The sequence below is a fragment of the Moorena sp. SIO4E2 genome (assembly GCF_010671945.1).
Taxonomy (GTDB): domain Bacteria; phylum Cyanobacteriota; class Cyanobacteriia; order Cyanobacteriales; family Coleofasciculaceae; genus Moorena; species Moorena producens.
The window spans coordinates 19,816-36,981 of sequence record NZ_JAAHIE010000023.1 but is presented as its reverse complement, the minus strand read 5'-3'; the positions used below and the strand labels follow the sequence as shown (position 1 = coordinate 36,981).

General features: G+C 44.0%; 12 protein-coding genes and 2 pseudogenes. 4 read left to right on the top strand and 10 right to left on the bottom strand.

The features are described from left to right. Positions 1–201 precede the first annotated feature (201 nt). The 3 genes from F6K37_RS05005 to F6K37_RS04995 all read right to left on the bottom strand — a co-directional run bounded on the left by F6K37_RS05005 (position 202) and on the right by F6K37_RS04995 (position 4,070). A complete protein-coding gene (locus F6K37_RS05005) occupies positions 202–648 on the bottom strand; it encodes a hypothetical protein (RefSeq protein ID WP_009148800.1) in 447 nt (148 codons plus the stop codon). 310 nt (positions 649–958) lie between these two features. After that, the gene (locus F6K37_RS05000) at positions 959–2,443 is read right to left on the bottom strand and encodes an anhydro-N-acetylmuramic acid kinase (protein WP_009148802.1); all 1,485 of its coding nucleotides are present in this window, start codon (positions 2,441–2,443) and stop codon (positions 959–961) included. Positions 2,444–2,939: 496 nt separating this feature from the next. After that, complete coding sequence (locus F6K37_RS04995; protein WP_009148806.1) at positions 2,940–4,070, bottom strand: amidohydrolase family protein; 1,131 nt, start codon at positions 4,068–4,070, stop codon at positions 2,940–2,942. A 268-nt stretch (positions 4,071–4,338) separates the two neighbouring features. On the opposite strand from F6K37_RS04995, the gene F6K37_RS04990 reads away from it, so the two are divergent. Then, positions 4,339–6,159: a tetratricopeptide repeat protein gene (locus F6K37_RS04990; RefSeq protein ID WP_287248620.1), complete on the top strand. Its 1,821-nt coding sequence runs from the start codon at positions 4,339–4,341 to the stop codon at positions 6,157–6,159. Positions 6,160–6,289: 130 nt separating this feature from the next. On the opposite strand, the gene F6K37_RS04985 is transcribed toward F6K37_RS04990, so the two are convergent. Further along, positions 6,290–7,624 carry a glutamine synthetase family protein gene (locus F6K37_RS04985; RefSeq protein ID WP_287248618.1) on the bottom strand — a complete coding sequence of 445 codons (1,335 nt, stop codon included), beginning with the start codon at positions 7,622–7,624 and terminating at the stop codon, positions 6,290–6,292. Positions 7,625–8,119: 495 nt separating this feature from the next. On the opposite strand from F6K37_RS04985, the gene F6K37_RS04980 reads away from it, so the two are divergent. Beyond that, complete coding sequence (locus F6K37_RS04980; RefSeq protein ID WP_009148845.1) at positions 8,120–8,509, top strand: RidA family protein; 390 nt, start codon at positions 8,120–8,122, stop codon at positions 8,507–8,509. 444 nt (positions 8,510–8,953) lie between these two features. After that, the gene (locus F6K37_RS04975) at positions 8,954–9,652 is read left to right on the top strand and encodes a PEP-CTERM sorting domain-containing protein (protein WP_009148848.1); all 699 of its coding nucleotides are present in this window, start codon (positions 8,954–8,956) and stop codon (positions 9,650–9,652) included. Between the two features lie 133 nt (positions 9,653–9,785). Here F6K37_RS04975 and F6K37_RS04970 read toward each other — a convergent pair whose 3' ends face one another. Together F6K37_RS04970 and F6K37_RS04965 are read right to left on the bottom strand one after the other, a co-directional pair. Beyond that, positions 9,786–10,952: a catalase family protein gene (locus F6K37_RS04970; protein WP_287248613.1), complete on the bottom strand. Its 1,167-nt coding sequence runs from the start codon at positions 10,950–10,952 to the stop codon at positions 9,786–9,788. Between the two features lie 202 nt (positions 10,953–11,154). Next, positions 11,155–12,726: a peroxidase family protein gene (locus tag F6K37_RS04965; protein ID WP_287248610.1), complete on the bottom strand. Its 1,572-nt coding sequence runs from the start codon at positions 12,724–12,726 to the stop codon at positions 11,155–11,157. Positions 12,727–12,739: 13 nt separating this feature from the next. Between F6K37_RS04965 and F6K37_RS04960 the strand changes: the two genes are divergently transcribed. Continuing rightward, positions 12,740–12,880, top strand: coding sequence for a hypothetical protein (locus tag F6K37_RS04960; RefSeq protein WP_287248608.1), 141 nt, complete (start codon positions 12,740–12,742; stop codon positions 12,878–12,880). Between the two features lie 111 nt (positions 12,881–12,991). Here the strand turns inward: F6K37_RS04960 and F6K37_RS04955 are convergent, their stop codons facing one another. From F6K37_RS04955 to F6K37_RS04940, 4 genes and pseudogenes are all read right to left on the bottom strand, one after another. Beyond that, entirely contained in the window at positions 12,992–14,797 is a 1,806-nt protein-coding gene (locus F6K37_RS04955) for an ABC transporter substrate-binding protein (protein ID WP_287248606.1), read from the bottom strand. Positions 14,798–15,225: 428 nt separating this feature from the next. Next, a pseudogene (locus F6K37_RS45385) lies at positions 15,226–15,948 on the bottom strand (zinc ribbon domain-containing protein); the annotation flags it as partial. Between the two features lie 105 nt (positions 15,949–16,053). Beyond that, positions 16,054–16,533: pseudogene (locus F6K37_RS04945) on the bottom strand (nuclease/transposase family protein); the annotation flags it as partial. After that, the gene (locus tag F6K37_RS04940; RefSeq protein WP_009148864.1) at positions 16,511–17,098 is read right to left on the bottom strand and encodes an IS607 family transposase; all 588 of its coding nucleotides are present in this window, start codon (positions 17,096–17,098) and stop codon (positions 16,511–16,513) included. The gene F6K37_RS04940 and the pseudogene F6K37_RS04945, both read right to left, overlap by 23 nt. Between the last annotated feature and the right edge of the window lie 68 nt (positions 17,099–17,166).

The following is a 17,166-nucleotide window of genomic DNA, read 5'->3' as shown; positions in this document are numbered from 1 at the left end:
ATGAATCATTAGTCTCTAGTCATCGCTAATTGGTCATTGGTCATTGGTCTTTTGTTAATACCAGGAGACTTAATGTGGATCACAAAGGACTAAGGACAAAACTGACTAAGGACAAAACTGACTAAGGACTAAGGAAGATGAACTCAATAGCAACGGTCACAGGCGTACTGCTTTTAAAACTTCCTTAATTCCAGAATACTTCTATTGTGGCTGACGTTCCAAAGTTGCTTCCATTGTGCTATTGAGATAATGACCTGCCATAATGCTACTGGAGAGGTAGTATATATTTTCATTACGTTGATACCGGGTTTCAAAACCACTGCGTCGTTGGCGATCCCCTAATACCCAATACCGTTGCACAATGGATTCTGGAGCCACCCATCCTTCTCCCTCGACACGACCTAGGAGGCTGTGCTGTAAGACAAAGGTATACTTGGGCTCGCCAGTATCGAGACGCCCTAGATACTGGCAAGAGATATCCTCCCGTTCACTATTGGGAAAAACCAGTCTTGTGACCATAGTAAACCAGTTTTCCCGACTCCAGGTAACCATAGTCCCACCTCTGACTACAATTAATTTTCCATTGCGTTCCAGCCAATTGCCCCGAAGTGTCCAGCGTCCTTCCTCCAATAAAAAGGTGTGAGCCACAGTGTTACTCTTTATCTGTTACTGAATATTACCCTCTCATTCCCCACTCATTCTAGCTGCTATACCTAAGGTTGTGGGGTTTACCCCCTCAGGTTATCCCATTGGCAAACTTCCACGAGTAGCCCAACTGCTACGGAGCAACAGACAAACTAGTTAAACTCTCCCCCAGACTCACCCACGGGGGATTCTAAGCTGATATGGCAAGAGCAGCTGATTAACTGCATTTCACAACGCTTACGATCCCTGTCTTGATGCAATAGCGAGTGGGGGGGACCCCCAAGACCGCGCTGCATCGCTAAAATACTGAGTTTTAGGATGACTGGTGTTGCGATCTCGGAGAATAGAGGTTTCCTAAACATACAGCCTCTGAAGCACCGGTTACTTGAGGTAGATTGCCGGGAATACCCAGGTTACGCCAATGAGCCAAAACAGCAAATGCGATCGCTTCTTTAAAATCCCGACTTAACCCAACCTGGTCAGTGGTTAATACTGGCACCGAATCTAGTCTAATTTGCAGCCGTTGCTTCAAGTATAGATTGCTTGCCCCTCCACCACACAATAGTACTTGGTCTGGCATTTGAGGCAAGAAGTTGCGATAGCTCTCAACAATAGAGGCAACAGTTAGTTCTGTGAGTGTTGCCAGGAAATCAGCAGGAGCAAGGTTATAGGCTTCACTTTCTACCAAACACTGCTTGAGATAATCTCGACTAAACAACTCCCGTCCGGTAGATTTTGGTGGCGGTATCTTGAAGAACTCTTGAGCAAGCCACTGTTCGACCAGAGCCTCACAGGGAGTGCCACTCGCTGCCCACTCTCCATTGTAATCATAGGTTTTTCTACCGTTGGTAAAATACTCGACAGCCAGATCTAACAGGGCATTCCCCGGACCAGTATCCCAGCCATATACCTGTTCCAACCAGTTCCCTTCACTAACTGGCAAGTAAGTAACATTACTAATACCACCAATATTTTGGATACATCGGTTATGGGTGGATGAGCGGAGCAAACAAGCATCTATCTTAGGAACCAGAGGCGCACCTTCTCCCCCAGCAGCAATGTCAGCCACACGGAAATTGCTGATGGTCTTGATACCGGTAATCTCAGCAATCACCTCTCCCCGTCCTAGTTGAAGGCTATATCCCAGAGTCGTTACAGGTTGTTCGGGTAGCGTGGCCTTTTGGCCAAGGTTAGCAGGTTGAAGGTTAGCAGGTTGAAGGTTAGCAGGTTGAAGGTTAGTAGGTTGAAGGTTAGCAGGTTGAAGGTTAGCAGGTTGAAGGTTAGTAGGTTGAAGGTTAGCAGGTTGAAGGTTAGCAGGTTGAAGGTTAGCAGGTTGAAGGTTATCAGGTTGTTCGCCTTTGGCGTTCGAGTAGGGTAGGTTAGCAGGTTGCAGGTTGTCTGGAAAACTTTCAACTTTCAACCTGTCAACTTTCAACTCGGATGAACCTTGGCCAATAGGCCACGCTACCCGAACAACATTAACCCCTAATGGTCGATGGTATACTGTTTGACCATGGGAGCCAATTAACTCAGCGGGGGGATGACCACTCCCAATTGCCAATGCTGCTTGGGCAAATTGAAATGCGATCGCATCATCCAATGCTGCCAATGCTGCCATGGATAGGGGACTTCCAGCACAGACAGCTAGAATTTTTTCCCTGAGTTCAGTGGGGTAGCCATAGGTAGCACCAGCCAGTAGCTCAATCTTTAAATCTAAGTCTGAGCCAGAAATTTCTACTAGTGCAGCATCGATGCCATCTACAGATGTACCGCTCATTAAGCCAATTACACGGGTCATCTTAAAATTGTGTTGGGTTAAGGTAAGCTAAAAATACCAATATAGGAGAGATACTGCAACTTATGGGTAATGGATGTAACGGATAGGAGGAGAGGGAACATAAAAACAGGTTTATTTTTCGCCTTATGTTAGCTACTGACTAGTAATTAATGTTTAGTTAGTCTATCGTTAACTATTTATTGTTTATTTCTAATATTACCACCTAACAATAACAAAACCCCTAAGACTTTAAGCGCAGGAATCAAAATAACTTGCTAATAACTTTAGCTGAGCTATCTTAAGATTTGGGTAATTGTTGAATGTTGGCAGAAAGTGCAGCAAAAAAACCCTAAGCCCGAAGGAACGGCTCAGGGTGGTAATTAAATTTCATCTACTTCTTTTAACTCCACCATTCCTGCCACTGTCTCCGGAAAACAGAAACTCGAATCCTCCTTTTCCTCTTCCCGTCTTACCCTGCACCGAAGCGCTAGCGCGTCTATGGGCTTTTGCGGTTTCATCAAGAACCATTAGCCCCATAAAGCACACGAGCATTATCACACAAAATCCCCATAGCAACCGACTCCGCCTCCTTAGCAGTCAAATCCCCATCGTGAATCGCTCCCTCCAAAACCTGTGCCAATACTATCCGTGCCCACTTGGCTCCCAAGTAATATAATTCCGGGATATTGTGAGCATCAGAAGAATACATCAGTTTACTGGTTGGCACAAATTCCAATAACTGCTGCACTACGTTACGCATCCCAGCTACACTTAAAAAAGGCACCGCTAACCCGAAATCTAAATACACCTGAGGATAGACCGCTGCTAGATAACCAGCTTCTTGGGTATAGGGATAAGACCCATGCAGCAGGACAATCGGAGCGTTACGGAAGCGTTGGTCTTCCAAAAGCGAACGCATATAAACTGGATTAGCCAGCGGCAAGTCTAAATCTGGGTCACCAAACCCTGTATGAAACTGCACAGGTAGTCCATGTTTAGCCGCCATCTCTAGCGCTTGGGTAATCAAAAAATCAATTAAAGGCTTATCTACCAGCCGCAGGGGTTTTCCCCTCAAGACCTCTTGCTTGAAGGAATCAAAACATTCCTTAGCTACCTCCTGTGGTATCTGTTGGATATCCAAACCTGTACGATAGGCAGCAATACTCTTGAAGCCTACCACTCCTGGTGGTGGTGGGTCAATGTTGTAGCGGAAATGGTCTAGGAAGGTAGCAAAGTCATCTATCTCACGGATGAGATTTTCTGCTAGATATTCCAAACGAAGGATGTGCTTTACTGGCAGAAATTGTTCATGCCATTCTCTAGGAAGAATCTTATTTGGCAGAAAACCATCATCTAAGAAAATTGCTTCTAGTTGAGATGATTTAAAACACTGCTGGGTTAGTTTTTTTAATCCCAATTGCTGGCGACGTTCAAGAATTGCCTCTTCCTCTGGTTCACACTCTAAGAGTTGGGAAATATCCCGAAGGCTTCGTTTGTAGAAAAGGCTGTGACGGGCATGATGATTAATCATCTCAGGGTCATAGGCTTCACTGAAGAAGGCAGGATAGGGATAATTAGCAGCAGCTTCAGGAGTTAGCAGGTTGTGAGCGTGTTGGTCAATAGCGTTGATAGTCCACAGGTTAATCATTTCAGATGATTAGATGCTAGAGATAATTGTCTGGTAGTTAACGTAAAAAAAAGTTTATTGAACTACGAAGGCAGGAAGTACCCGAAGACGCCTAGGGTCTGTTTGGAGGATTGGTAGCGATCGCTTTAGTTGTTGGTGGGGTAAACCATTTGGATGGTGATACCTCTAACTGTGTATTTGGTAACTGTGTCTTTGCTAAGATTGCTGGTAATATTATGACTGTAATCCCTGATTTTAAGTCAACTAGAATACTGCTTAACCACCAAACATGAAAAATTTACCGTTTCAAGTAGTAGTATCCCTAGCTACTTTGATCACGACAAGTATGGCTAGTGCTAATGCTCAAACTGTCGTTGCTCAGATGGATTTTGACCACCGTAACGCCTCGACAGAGAAAGTTGCTGCACAAGGGAGAATGATCAATGAGTTGTGGCAACAAGCCAGTCAGTTACGAGGAATTGGTAAGTATAGTGAAGAGATAACGATACGGTCGCAGATTGTAAAACTTCAGCCAGACTCTTTCTTAGCTTGGTATTGGCGAGGGGATACGTTGAGTAGCTTGGGCCAGTACGAAGCCGCGATCGCTTCCTATGATCAAGCGATTAAAATTAAGCCCAATTACCTTTTAGCGTGGTTTGAGAAAGGCAAGGCAAACCATAAACTAAAACGATACGATGCGGTGATTACGGCCTGGAAGCAAGCAGTTTCAATTCAAGCCACATCAGAATTTGAACAGCAGTTGGTACAGACAATTATTCCCAAAAAAATTGCCAGTGTGCTGCTTTATGATTTGAAACGGTATTCTGAGGCGATCGCATTCTACAACCAAGTACTGGAAGTGGATGCCAAAGCTGCTTCAATTTGGATTGACCGAGGCACAGCTTTTTATCAACTCGGTCGATATGAAAAAGCAATCACCGATTTTGACAAGGCGATTCAACTTGATGCTCAAAACTCTTTGGCTTGGAAACAGCGAGGATTTGCCCTCTATCGCATCGGTCCCTACGAACATGCGATCGCTTCCTTTAAAAAAGCAGCAAAATACGAGCCTGACGATGTGGAAGTCGCTGGATTACTGACAGTTTTACAAACTTCAGGAGAATCTCAAGGGGAGTTACAAACCTCACAGCAAAGACTTGTTGCAGTTCGCACTGAGATCAGCACGGCTGAAGACAAACTCCTTCTCCTTCGCAGTGAAACCCAGACAGCAACAGCACAGCTTGAATCGTCTCAAGCCCAAGTGCGTCAATCTCAGCAGCAGTTAGTGGCTCTGACAGGCAAAACTCAAACCGCACAATCACAACTAGAATCGTCTCAAGCCCAAGTGCGTCAATCTCAGCAGCAGTTAGTGGCTCTGACAGGCAAAATTCAAACCGCACAATCACAACTAGAATCGTCTCAAGCCCAAGTGCGTCAATCTCAGCAGCAGTTAGTGGCTCTCAGAGGCGAAATTCAAACTATCCAAGAACGGTTTAAATCTTTCAAGGCAGAACGCCAAAGTTTAGAACAGAAACTAGTGGCTGTAGGAAGGGAAATCAAAACTGCCCAAGAACGGCTAGAAGCCTCTCGCCGTGAACAACGAGGCTTAGACCAGAAACTAGTGGCTGTGCGAGGGCAAATTAAAACTTCCCAAGGACGGCTAGAAGCCTCTCGCCGTGAACAACGAGGCTTAGACCAGAAACGAGTAGCTGTGGGAAGGGAAATCAAAACTGCCCAAGAACGGCTAGAAGCCTCTCGCCGTGAACAACGAGGCTTAGACCAGAAACGAGTAGCTGTGGGAAGGGAAATCAAAACCCTACAAAAACAGCGAGATACTTTCCGCAGTGAAGTACATACATCACAAGAGCGTTTAGTTGCTCTTCGAGGAAAAATACGCAGTTTGGAAGAGAACATAAATGTATCTCAGGGAAAACTACGTCAGTTAAACGATAAAAAGCAAGTTGCAGCAGAGAATCTACGTGTTGCTGAAATTCAGTACCGTGGTTTACAAGAAAAGCTGAGTAGATTGGAGGTAGCAATAAGCCGAATCAGGGGTACACAACAGGCATCATACGAAGTCAAACGTTGCCCTCTTGCTAATCAAAGATAAACACGGTTGCGATTAGAACAAGTGGGATTTTTTATCCTATCACGTTCCCTTTATAATTCGAAATATAAACAACTATGCGTAAGCTATAAGCTATAAGCTTATAGCTGAATTCTCACCAATATCAATTGGCTCAATATCGCTCTAATAAAAGCTCGACTTCCTCCTCCAACTCAAAATCTTTCATTGCTTCCCACTCGGCTTTCCTTACTGCTAGATAGGCTTGAGCCAATTCTACTCCTAAGGCATCCAACAGTATTTGATCACCACTTAAGTTACCAATCGCTTCCCCTAAAGTAGTTGGCAATAACTCAATACCCCTCTGACTACGTTCTAATTCTGTCAAATGTCCCGGATCCACTGCCACGGCTTCTCCCAATTCCAAACTGTTACGAATTCCATCCAAGCCAGCCGCAATTACTGCTCCCAAGGCTAGATAAGGATTAGAAGAAGCATCAACAGTTTTTAGTTCAAAATTGGTTGGACTCTCACCGTCTGGGTTACTCGGTACCCTTACCGCTGCCTCTCGGTTATCGATTCCCCAACAACGGAACGCACCGCTCCAACAATGAGGGCGAATCCGTCGATAGGAATTAGTACTGGGTGTAGTTAGTGCCATTAAAGCTGGTAAATGCTGTAACATTCCAGCAATAAACTGACAGGCGACTTGGGAAAGCCCCCCATCCCCTTCTGGATTGAGTAACAGGTTTTTCCCATCCCGCCATAGGCTGATGTGGAGGTGACAACCATTACCAGCTTGGTCAGCTAGGATTTTGGGCAGAAATGAGGCAACCAGGTGATGTTGAAATGCGATCGCTTTTACTGTCTCCCGGAAGGCTATTTGTTGATCTGCCGCTGGTAGGGCTTGGGTGTACAGTATAGAAATTTCCTGTTGACCAGGACCACATTCTGGGTAATACTGCTCTACGGGCATCCCTTGCTCCACCAAGGCTTCAGCAATGTGGTCAATCACCTCTTGATGTTGATCCATTGCCAGCGTCGAGGCAAATACGGTATTGTCTACCGGTAGAATCCCCTCAGGGGTTGGCTGCAGCAGGTAAAACTCATTTTCAAATGCAGCAACCACTTGTAAGCCCTCACTTTCCGCTTCTGCTACCATCCTTTTGAGGAAGTTTCGGGGACAATACGGCCATGGGCTACCATTGTTGACCATATCCCCAAACACACGGGCATGACCAGGAGCATAGGGTAAGGGGGTTAAGGTTTCCCAATCCGGTACTAAGCGGATTTCACCGATGGGTCCCAAGCCACTGCCTGGGACTGGGACATCATACATCACCGGTAGAGCTTGCTGGGCTGCTGAAATGCCCACACCGTGCTTGAGGTAGTCTGGTAAGGTTTTCCAGTGGACTGCTTTACCACGGATGATGTTAGCATTGTCGCACCAGATGATACGCACAAATCGAATACCTAGTTCATCTATAGTGTTCAGGATTTTATTTTTCATTAAAAATTTTTTTTAAATTATTAGTTTTTAGGGTGTTTAACTAGTAGCAAATATCATCTCAAAAATCTAGACTCAGTATATAATAATTAATGGTTAATTGTTACTATTGTTAATAGTTAATGGTTAAAGTAATTAAGCATAAATCGGGTTTCTTAATATAATTACTGGATTTCAGCCTTTGATTTATAGCGATGCAGCGCGGTCTTGGGGGTTCCCCCCATGAGCGACTGCATCAAGACAAACAGAAACCCGGTTTGAAGGGTCTTGGTGCGTCAGTCCTGATTACTGAATACTAGTGATAATGAGGTGCATTGATGACATAGCACTTTCTTGCCCCTCATCCTACTAATACCACTATTACCCATCATCCCCCTATTCTTCACCTCCTCACTACCAAGGTCAAGACTTATCGGTCAGGGATAAGGCTGAGATGGGAATGCTCAAACTGCTATCTTGGAATGTGTTAACTTGTCCATCCTGGAACTACTGAAGACTATGACACGAAAGATTATCCGTACCCCCAATGCCCCAGCACCCGTAGGACCATACAATCAAGCGATCGCAGTCAGCGGTCAAATGATTTTTGTAGCTGGTCAAATTCCCCTTGACCCTAGCACCGGTGAGATTGTTGGTGATAATGATGTAGCCAAGCAGACAGAACAGGTAATGGCTAATCTTGAAGCTATCCTAGTCGCTGCTGGAGCTAAAATCCCGGACATAGTCAAAACCACCGTATTTCTGGCAGATATGAATGATTTTGCTACAGTAAATCAGATCTATGCCAAATACTTTAACGAGGAAGATGCTCCAGCTCGTGCCTGTGTTGAGGTTTCCCGACTACCTAAGGATGTTTTAGTCGAGATTGAATGCATTGCGGTGATTTAGTCTTGTGGAAACTGCTATGGCGTTAGCTTAATGCTGATAGCTAACTTATGACGAAGGAGCTGGGGGGGCGACAAGGGACCCAAAGTACTTGCCAGCTCTAAGTTTAAGGTCACTATGAGCCCAAACTTATAATCCCAAACTATATATAGACAGTCATGAGCATATTTTCAATTACTGGAAACTCAATCCCTGATTCTTTCATCCAAGTGGTCGAAACATCGGGTTTATTTATAAGTTTGGTAACTGAATTGAATAAATCCAGACCAGATAATAATTATAGCCGAACTGTCACCCCCTCAGGTTCTGATCTATAAAGATTTTAGCAAGATTTTTTTTCACATTCCTTAAGTATATAAAGATTCCAATAAAATTACTTCTGCTATAGATTAGTAGATCTAAATGAACTATATGATGAACTACGAAAATAATTTGTAGTCAACAGCAATGAAAACCTTATTAGCAACTGCCCTAGGAACTGTATTAGTCACAAGTACTGCCCAAGCCGCAATATTTATAGATACTAGAGAAGCCTTAAAGCCTAATGATTTCCTAGATTGGTCTGAAGTAGCTGAGGTTGTTGTAGCACCACCTTTTCCCACCCTACCTAACCGATTTTCAGCTACTTCAGCGGTCGGTATTGATTTAAATGTCAGCATCCCTGCTGGAGAGTTTCTCCGTATTGATCAAACTCCTGTTTTCCCTGGTGCATTTGATGTAGGGGATGCCCTTCTATTTACAGGCCTTGCTAATCCTGGTCCACTGACTATTACCTTTGATACTCCAGTCTTTGGTGTTGGGACACAAATTCAATCCGATCCTATAGAAATTTTTGACTACATAGCAACCATTGAAGCGTTTGATAGCTTGGGAAATAGTCTAGGAAATTTTGAACGTCCAGGTGTAAGCCAGAGGGATGCTGGCAGCGGCGTGATCTTTACTGGCCTGTTTGATAGCAGTGGTGACATCAAAACCTTGGTGCTCAATGCCAAAGAAGAGGGCCTTGATGTACCTTTCGCTATTAATGCACTGAGTATCAGGTCTGTTCCTATCAGTGTTCCCGAACCTTCAGTGATATTGGGACTTTTAGTTATTGGTACAGGGAGTATGGTTTCCCGGCTCAGAGGCTTGCCAGAAAACAACTAATATCGAGTCCGGTTGAATAGTTATAATTCTCTGGGTATAATTCCTGGGTGTTCCTTACTTGTTACTTGAACATTTAAAATTGGCAACTAAGAACTAACAAGTAACAAGTAACATGTATGCTTAACTTGAAAGACTAATAGTTGAGTCCCCGTTTTTGATAACGATACTTAGCCACAATCGGATAAACTATATTACGTAGCCGGTTGAGAGCTCCCACAGGACGATGAACCACTAAGCCATTCCACGGGGAAAATCGCAGGTTTTCAGCAGAGTCGTATTGTTTGTCAAAATCGATGATCTGATGCTTGACGGTAAGGCGACCAACCGTAAAAAATGGTGATTTCTTCTCACTCCAACGAATTGTGACATCATCGATGGACATTTTCGGGTTAGTTTGGAATTGGATGCCAAAGTCCCAGCAATAAAGGGCATCGGTTTTCGATAGTTGTTCGATCAGCTCGTCTCGATAGTAATTGTCCGGTTTGCTTCCATCCAATCCCAGAGCCTTGGCGCGATCGAAGAAGGGAAGTTTGGGAATACCTGGTCGGGACTGATATCGAATCCTTTGATGGGGAGGCTGGCATGAAACAGGGGTAAACGCATATTTGATCACAGCGGGATACTCAACAGGAACTAGGCCTGGTTGAGACTGATCAAAATCTGGTTTGAGTCCAAGGGCAGAAGCAGAACCACTCCAATACCGTTCCGTTAATAAACTCTTTGGGGTTCGAGCTGTTACTTTAGCTAGGGCTAGCAATTGCCTGGGATGACTCCTGAGCCACTTCTGGGCAGCTTGCTCTGAGTCAACTATGGAGCCAAAAAATTCATAATAATATTTGATGGTTTTGATAAAAAAGATCTTGGCATTTTGAACAATAATATCTTGAGTGTTTGGCTCGTAGCTTTGTTCTAGGCTTTCTCCTTCAACACCAATCACTTTCACAGACATTGAGCGTGTGTCTGCGACATAGTCGTTTTCAACATTTGTTCGCCCATTGGCAAATCGCAGCTGAACAGGATATTGTTTCGGTGTCGCAAAGAGTCCTTGCTTGAGGGAAATCCCATTGAGTTGCTCTTGAGTAAGCCGAGTTCGTTTCCCTAGTTCGCTTTTAATTTTCTGTTCATCAAAATCAAAAATTTCTAGGTTTCCCTCCACCGATGCGTGGGTTTTGGCATGGGTGTCTCGCAAAGCCCGTTCCTGATCCTTGTAAAGCTTATCCATCTGAATCCTGACTTGCTCGGCTACAAGGTCGTAATAGTTTTGTTCGTCCTTTTCGGGATATTCTGTAAATAGCTTCATGGTTATTTTTTCTAGACAAATTTTGAAGAATTGGTTGTGATCAAAAATGGGTTAGGATAGCAGCGGATTTGATCGGGTACTGTCAACTTAAGTGACCATAGATCTGGTGATTGAGACTCAAATTTTACTTAACCGGTGATTTCTCAATCAGAGAGCTTGAATTTTTTGTTTAATTTTTGCTTGACAATACCCGATGCCTTGCTTAGGGATTACGGTAAAACGTTACTTTATAGTTTTTGTCCTGCTGTGGAGTATTGCGGTTTACCAGATCTGAGAGAGTATTGGTGTTTTGTATTACTTCCCAACCGACCGGAGAAAAAGTTTCTTCGTTGAAGATATTTTCTGCCAACAGGGGATTGGTCAATGCTTGGGAAAAGGCATCAACTGCTATCATTCGGGTAACCAGGGGAGCTACTGCTGCATTTGGTGGCACATCCTCGGCATAGAGTCCCACATAGAATTCTATATTGTTGACATCACCGTATAACCGTTTTAGTTCCCTTTGAGTATCTTCATCCCCCGTGATCTGATCGAAATCTGTCACCCGAGGAAACTGACACATTTCCCGGTAATCATTGTAGCTAGCCAGTTGAGCTTCACGACCTAAGTCGATACTTGCTAATTCAACAGGTATTAGGAATTTTGACGTGTTAAACAAACCAATTTTGGTGCCTGGTTGGGAACAGGTCTCCTCAAACAATGGTCCCAAGCCTTTATTGATCAGCATTTCATTGTTCCATAGGCTATCCACCATGGGAATTGGCTTGCTGTCATAGGTCAGAGCTTCGGGAAGGGCACTGTGCCAACGATACACCAAACTAAATTCAATTGTCATCCAATTCTGGCGATACCACTTCTGATTGGTAAACGCTGGGGGATCGACAATGAACTTGAAGTTATAGGAGGTAATGTGATTAATATACTCTTCCACCACAATTTTCATGATTAACACCATCACGATGTTTCTAGCCGTTTGGAAGAGTCGCTCGTCATCCCAATCGGGATAATGCTTAGCCAGTAAATCACACAGGCGATTGTGTTCCCTCAGACACAGAACATTAAGCATTACATAGCCAATTTGGACATTGGCTCGTTCTACACCCATGGCAAACAGTTTGGCTTTCTTGGCTGGGTCGAGTCGCTTCTCATCATTGAGCGGTTCATACAACCCATCAAACTCTGGTTTGACCACTCCCTTTTCTGGATCTTCGTAATAGAAGAGGGGATATTCTTCACCATTGATGATCTGGCTTTTCAGTTTCCCGCCCTGATTGGATCTCAGCATGTCTGTAGATTTTCTGTTCAATCCATAGACGGGAGATAAATCGATACCGTGGTTAGAGGTATTCTTTAATTTATTGTAGCGATCAGTGCGCAGAAAGCCATCGGTAAACCACTGCACCCAATAGGGAAACAACAGGGTAGATTTCTCGGAATAGATGGTTTTCCCCTCTTTTTTGCGAAACAAAACAGCAAGGTCTTCGAGAGGGGGAAGGTTCCCTGCTTTGTTGAACTCTGGATCGGGGGGTAAATGTCGTCCGCTCCAGGTTCGGTCTGTTAATGAGTCCCAAGAAGTATAGGCTGCCATCGCGCTTAACTTATGGGGACGAGTGGGCATTTTGTAGACGGCATTGTTAATGAGAGTTTTGTTGACTTTACGTCTGAGAGAGTCGTTGCTTTGTATAAAGTCCCAAATCCCCTTGAAGTTGTTTAAACCAAAGCTTTGTAACCGGTTCCTAAATCCGTCTCTAGATTTATTCCTTTTTTTTGTCATTGAACTAGTTCCCTTGTACTATTTACCTTTTGTGTATAGCAGGATTACTTGTCCCAAAAGTTATTATAAGGTAAGTCTTCAGCTATCAGCGTGTCGCGTATCAGCTAATGCGCTACGCGCACGCTACACCGAACAGCTATCAGCTTTTGAATAAAACAGGTCAGCATTCGTTTAATATCTATTACGTCTGCTGTTCGGTGTAGCGTGAGCCTTGGCCATTCGCGAATGGCTGACGGCTGACGGCTGACGGCTGACTGCTGATAGCTTACGTCTTATCCACAGTTTCAAAGGATTCTGAACCCAGTGGACTGGGTTTCCAGCCTTGAATATTGGCGCGCTTACCTAAAAGGGGTTGGGAGTGGACAATGGGAATGCGCACGGCTTGTTCAAATAAAATTTGATCCACTTGGCGATAGATTCTTGCCCTAGCATCCTTGTCTTGGGTCTTACGACCGGTTTCCAATAACCTTAGGATTTGGTTATTTTTCCAACGTCCAAGGTCAGCGGTAGCATTAGGTCCGAAGTGGGAATAGTAGAAGTTATCTGGGTCGCCATATTCCCCAGTCCAACCCAATATAAACCCTTGGAAACCAGGAGACTTTTGTCGGTCTTTCAGATAATCTTTCCAGGGTTTGGTTTTTAAAGAAACCTTGATGCCAATCTTACCCAAGTCATCAGCTATTCCTTGTGCGATCGCTTTCGGATCAGGATAGTAGGGGCGGAAAATTTTCATATACCACAGTTCGAGGTCAAAGCCTTTGGGGTAGCCAGCTTCCCTCAGCAGTTGCTTGGCTAGCTGTGGATCATATTTATAGCTACCAAAATTGGATGACTCAGACCAATCCAGTAGGGGTGGAGTGAAGTGAGCATCACTCTCCCCTAAACCCTGCCAATTTTTTTCAACAATCTTTTGCTGATTAATTCCTAATGCGATCGCAATCCGTACCTTTTGTTTGGCAAGGGGTTTGTAGTTGGTATTGAGGGATAGATATCCGACGTTGAAGGAGGGACGGAAAATAGATTTGAGGTTAGCCTCACCAACTAAATTTTCTAATTGCTTAGGAACTAGGTCTGAAGTGAAGTCAATCTCTCCAGATTTCAACATGGTCAGGCGTTTGCCAATATCTGGGATGAACCGCACGATTACCTTTTCTGCTTTAGGTAGGTTTGGTTTCCAGTAGTTCGGGCTCTTTTCTAGGATAATTTCCTTGCCATTACGCCACTCTTTGAATTTAAATGGACCTGTCCCTACTGCTAGAGATGACTCACGACCATACTTAGAACCGGCTTTCTTGATGGCTGTTGGGCTAGCGATACCAAAGTAGCCTGACCCAATCATAGCTGGAAAAATGCTTAAGGGCTGTTTCAGGACAAATTGAATTGTATACTTATCTTTGATGACTATCTGTTGTAATAGGGATTTCGAGTTTCCCTTGAAGCCACCAAATAAATCAGCCCAAATTTGATACTTTCTGTCTTTATCGCGATAGCCGTATTTGTTTTCCGGGTCCCACCAACGCTCGACATTGAACTTAACCGCTTGAGCATCGAAATCAGTGCCGTCATGAAACTTTACCCCTTGGCGCAGTTTAAATGTCCAAACTCTGCTATTGCGAGACGCTTGCCAATCAGTAGCTAATCCTGGTTCCAGTTCAATCGTTCCCAGCTTGTATTCCACCAGGCGATTGTAAATTTGTTTCTGGACAACCAGGGATTCCCGGTCGCTGATATTACCTGGTTCTAGGTTTTCTGGTTGTCCCACTGCTCCGTAAACGATTGTCCTGCCCTTGGAATCCTTAGGAGGTTTAGTTGGGGAAGGAGTAGGAGTAGGAGTAGGAGTAGGGCTGGGAGTAGGGCTGGGAGTAGGACTAGGGCTGGGACTAGGGCTGGGAGTAGGACTAGGAGTAGGAGTAGGGCTGGGAGTAGGGCTGGGACTAGGACTCTCAGAAACAGTAGGAGTAGGACTCTCAGGGGTATTTTTCCCAATCCAATTAGAAGGGCTAACGCAGTTACAGAGAACTATAGTTAGGACAAAAGCCACAAGCAACAGTATCGGTCGCCATCGCCTCATTGATAAAACTCCTTTATATTGCGGCTCTTGCCAAGAATTGGTAACTAATAGTCATTAGTCATTTGTGATTAGTTTTTATTGACTCGACTTACCCTTGCTTCTGTTCCTTAACCATAATTGTAGGGGGGCAATGGTTTCGTCATCACTATATGTAGCGCAACTGCTGAAATCCTAATGGGTTTATGTTGATTTGGATACATGCTCCCATTATAAAAATAATTTCCGAACTTTTAGCCGTTAATTGTGTTATTTAAGTTGTTTATGTTATCACAAAAGTGGTCAAACCCAAATTAACCAAAAAGTTGGAAGCCAGAACTTTGGCCAGGCGCACGCTAGTTTCCCGCTCCCGATCACTTGCTCCCTATCACTAAAGACACAATAATTATGGTAAAACCGATACTTTTTAGCTACCATAATCTCCCAGAAAGTCAATTTTGGCTCGCCAATGCAAGCTGATTACGAGGGCCAGGGTGTATCTACCAAAGCCCTCAGGAATATCCCACGAGCGCCATTAATGTCACGTTCGCACCTCAAGCAGCGTCGGCTTTGCCGAAAGCGTGACCAAAGGTCAATCCATAGATCGCCCATCGATTTTTGATTTAATTTTATTACTGCCACCAATATTGATCAATTCACCTGTCCAGCTAACAGTTTTGCTAGTATAGGCTTCACAGACGTCTACCATTGTTTTTCCTGTTTCTAAGGCTTTGTGCTTGAGAAACTCTTTGAAGCGATAATGAGCAAAAGAAAGCAAATTACGAACAGTTTTAGACCTGATCTTCCTGCTTCCCTTCTTGGCCATTTCAGATGTTTCAAAAGTGGGCAGTAGTATGACGTCGAAGTTGTTAACTAAGAAGCGGGCAGCTTTGTGATGTAATTCGTTAATCAGATTCTGAATTCTGATAATTATTCGTCTGGCAGCTTTTCTCATTCGGCGTTTTTGCTTTCTTTTTGCCTTACTTATTTTTGATAAAAGGCTATCAAGGTGAGAGCAAAGTCGTTGAATCCGATAAAAATCCCCACAACCAATTTTCCCAATAGAATTTTCGCCCTTAGAACGTCAAGAACGTTCTAACACCAGGGTCTAAGGCTACTACTATACCTTGGTTCTCGGTTTTTACTTGAGTAGTCTTGTGGGGGACTGTCAGATATAGCAGAAGTCAGAAGTCAGAAGTCAGAAGTCAGAAGTCAAACTCTTGCGCTTACAAAGGGTGTGAGACTTTTGTCATGTCCTAACTGCCCTGGCGACTGCTATAATAGTCCCCATTAGTGCTAGTTAATCGACAATCTCCGATATCGCCTGGAAGTGTCTCAGCGAAGGTCAATTCACCCAGTTTTGTATGGTAAATCCCTTTGCTAGAGACAGCAGACTTGGGTATGTAGCAAGACTGAACAGGATTTTTACGAGATCTAAATCTTACCCGATTTATCTGTCCAGTCTTTTTGTATTTTTTCTTTGCCTCCCTGACAGCAGTGCAAGCATCCTTAATCGCTATAGATTTAATCTGATAAGGTACTGTCTTACACCACTCGGGTAGGTCATTTAATATTCCAGTCTTAATGGCTTTCCAGTTAGCTTTAACTTCGCCATATGTTCGCGTAGCGGCTCCTACGGAGCAAAGTATTTTGACAGTTTTATTAAAAACATAACGGGACACTCCAAACCACTGGCGAACTATTGTTCGCGTAGCGTGGCCTACGGCCAATCGTTGCTCAGGGTTTAGGAAGACTCGCATCTTCTTTGATTTTTTTGCCGTATTTTCGGAGTCCGTGGACGCGGCAAGAGAAGACGTGAATGATGGATAGAAGATCTGCGGTAAGTTCCGATTCTGGACAACTTTCATGGTTGTCGAGAACCAAGATTTTTCCACCGTTGATACTGACCAAGTACTCAAAGAGTTCAAACCCGAACCTGGTAAGTCTGCAAGGGCAGGCAACAATAATTGTGAGCTGATCTCCTTGCATAAGCCGTTCCAATATGATTCTAAGACCTTTTCTTTTGTAGTTAAGTCCTGAACCGATGTCCTTGACGATTTCCGCTTCCGGGAAGAGCGAATGCATGTAGGCGATTTGTCTGGCGAGGTCGTCTTTTTGTTTGTTACTACTGACTCGGCAGTAACAGATCGTAGCTTCTCTGTTTCCTTTACTTTTTCCAAGGCTGAGTAAACTAGTTGTGTCAAAGAGACGGTACCCGCTTGGGGTTCGTTCACATTTGATGATGCCATTATCTGCGTACTTCCGCAAAGTGTTCCTGGAGAGTCCCGTAAGTTCGACCGCCTTACGGATTGGTATTAATGCCATGAATATAGTCTAACAACTAATTTAATACTTTGATAGACTATGTGATACTTTTCAATACTGTCTACTAA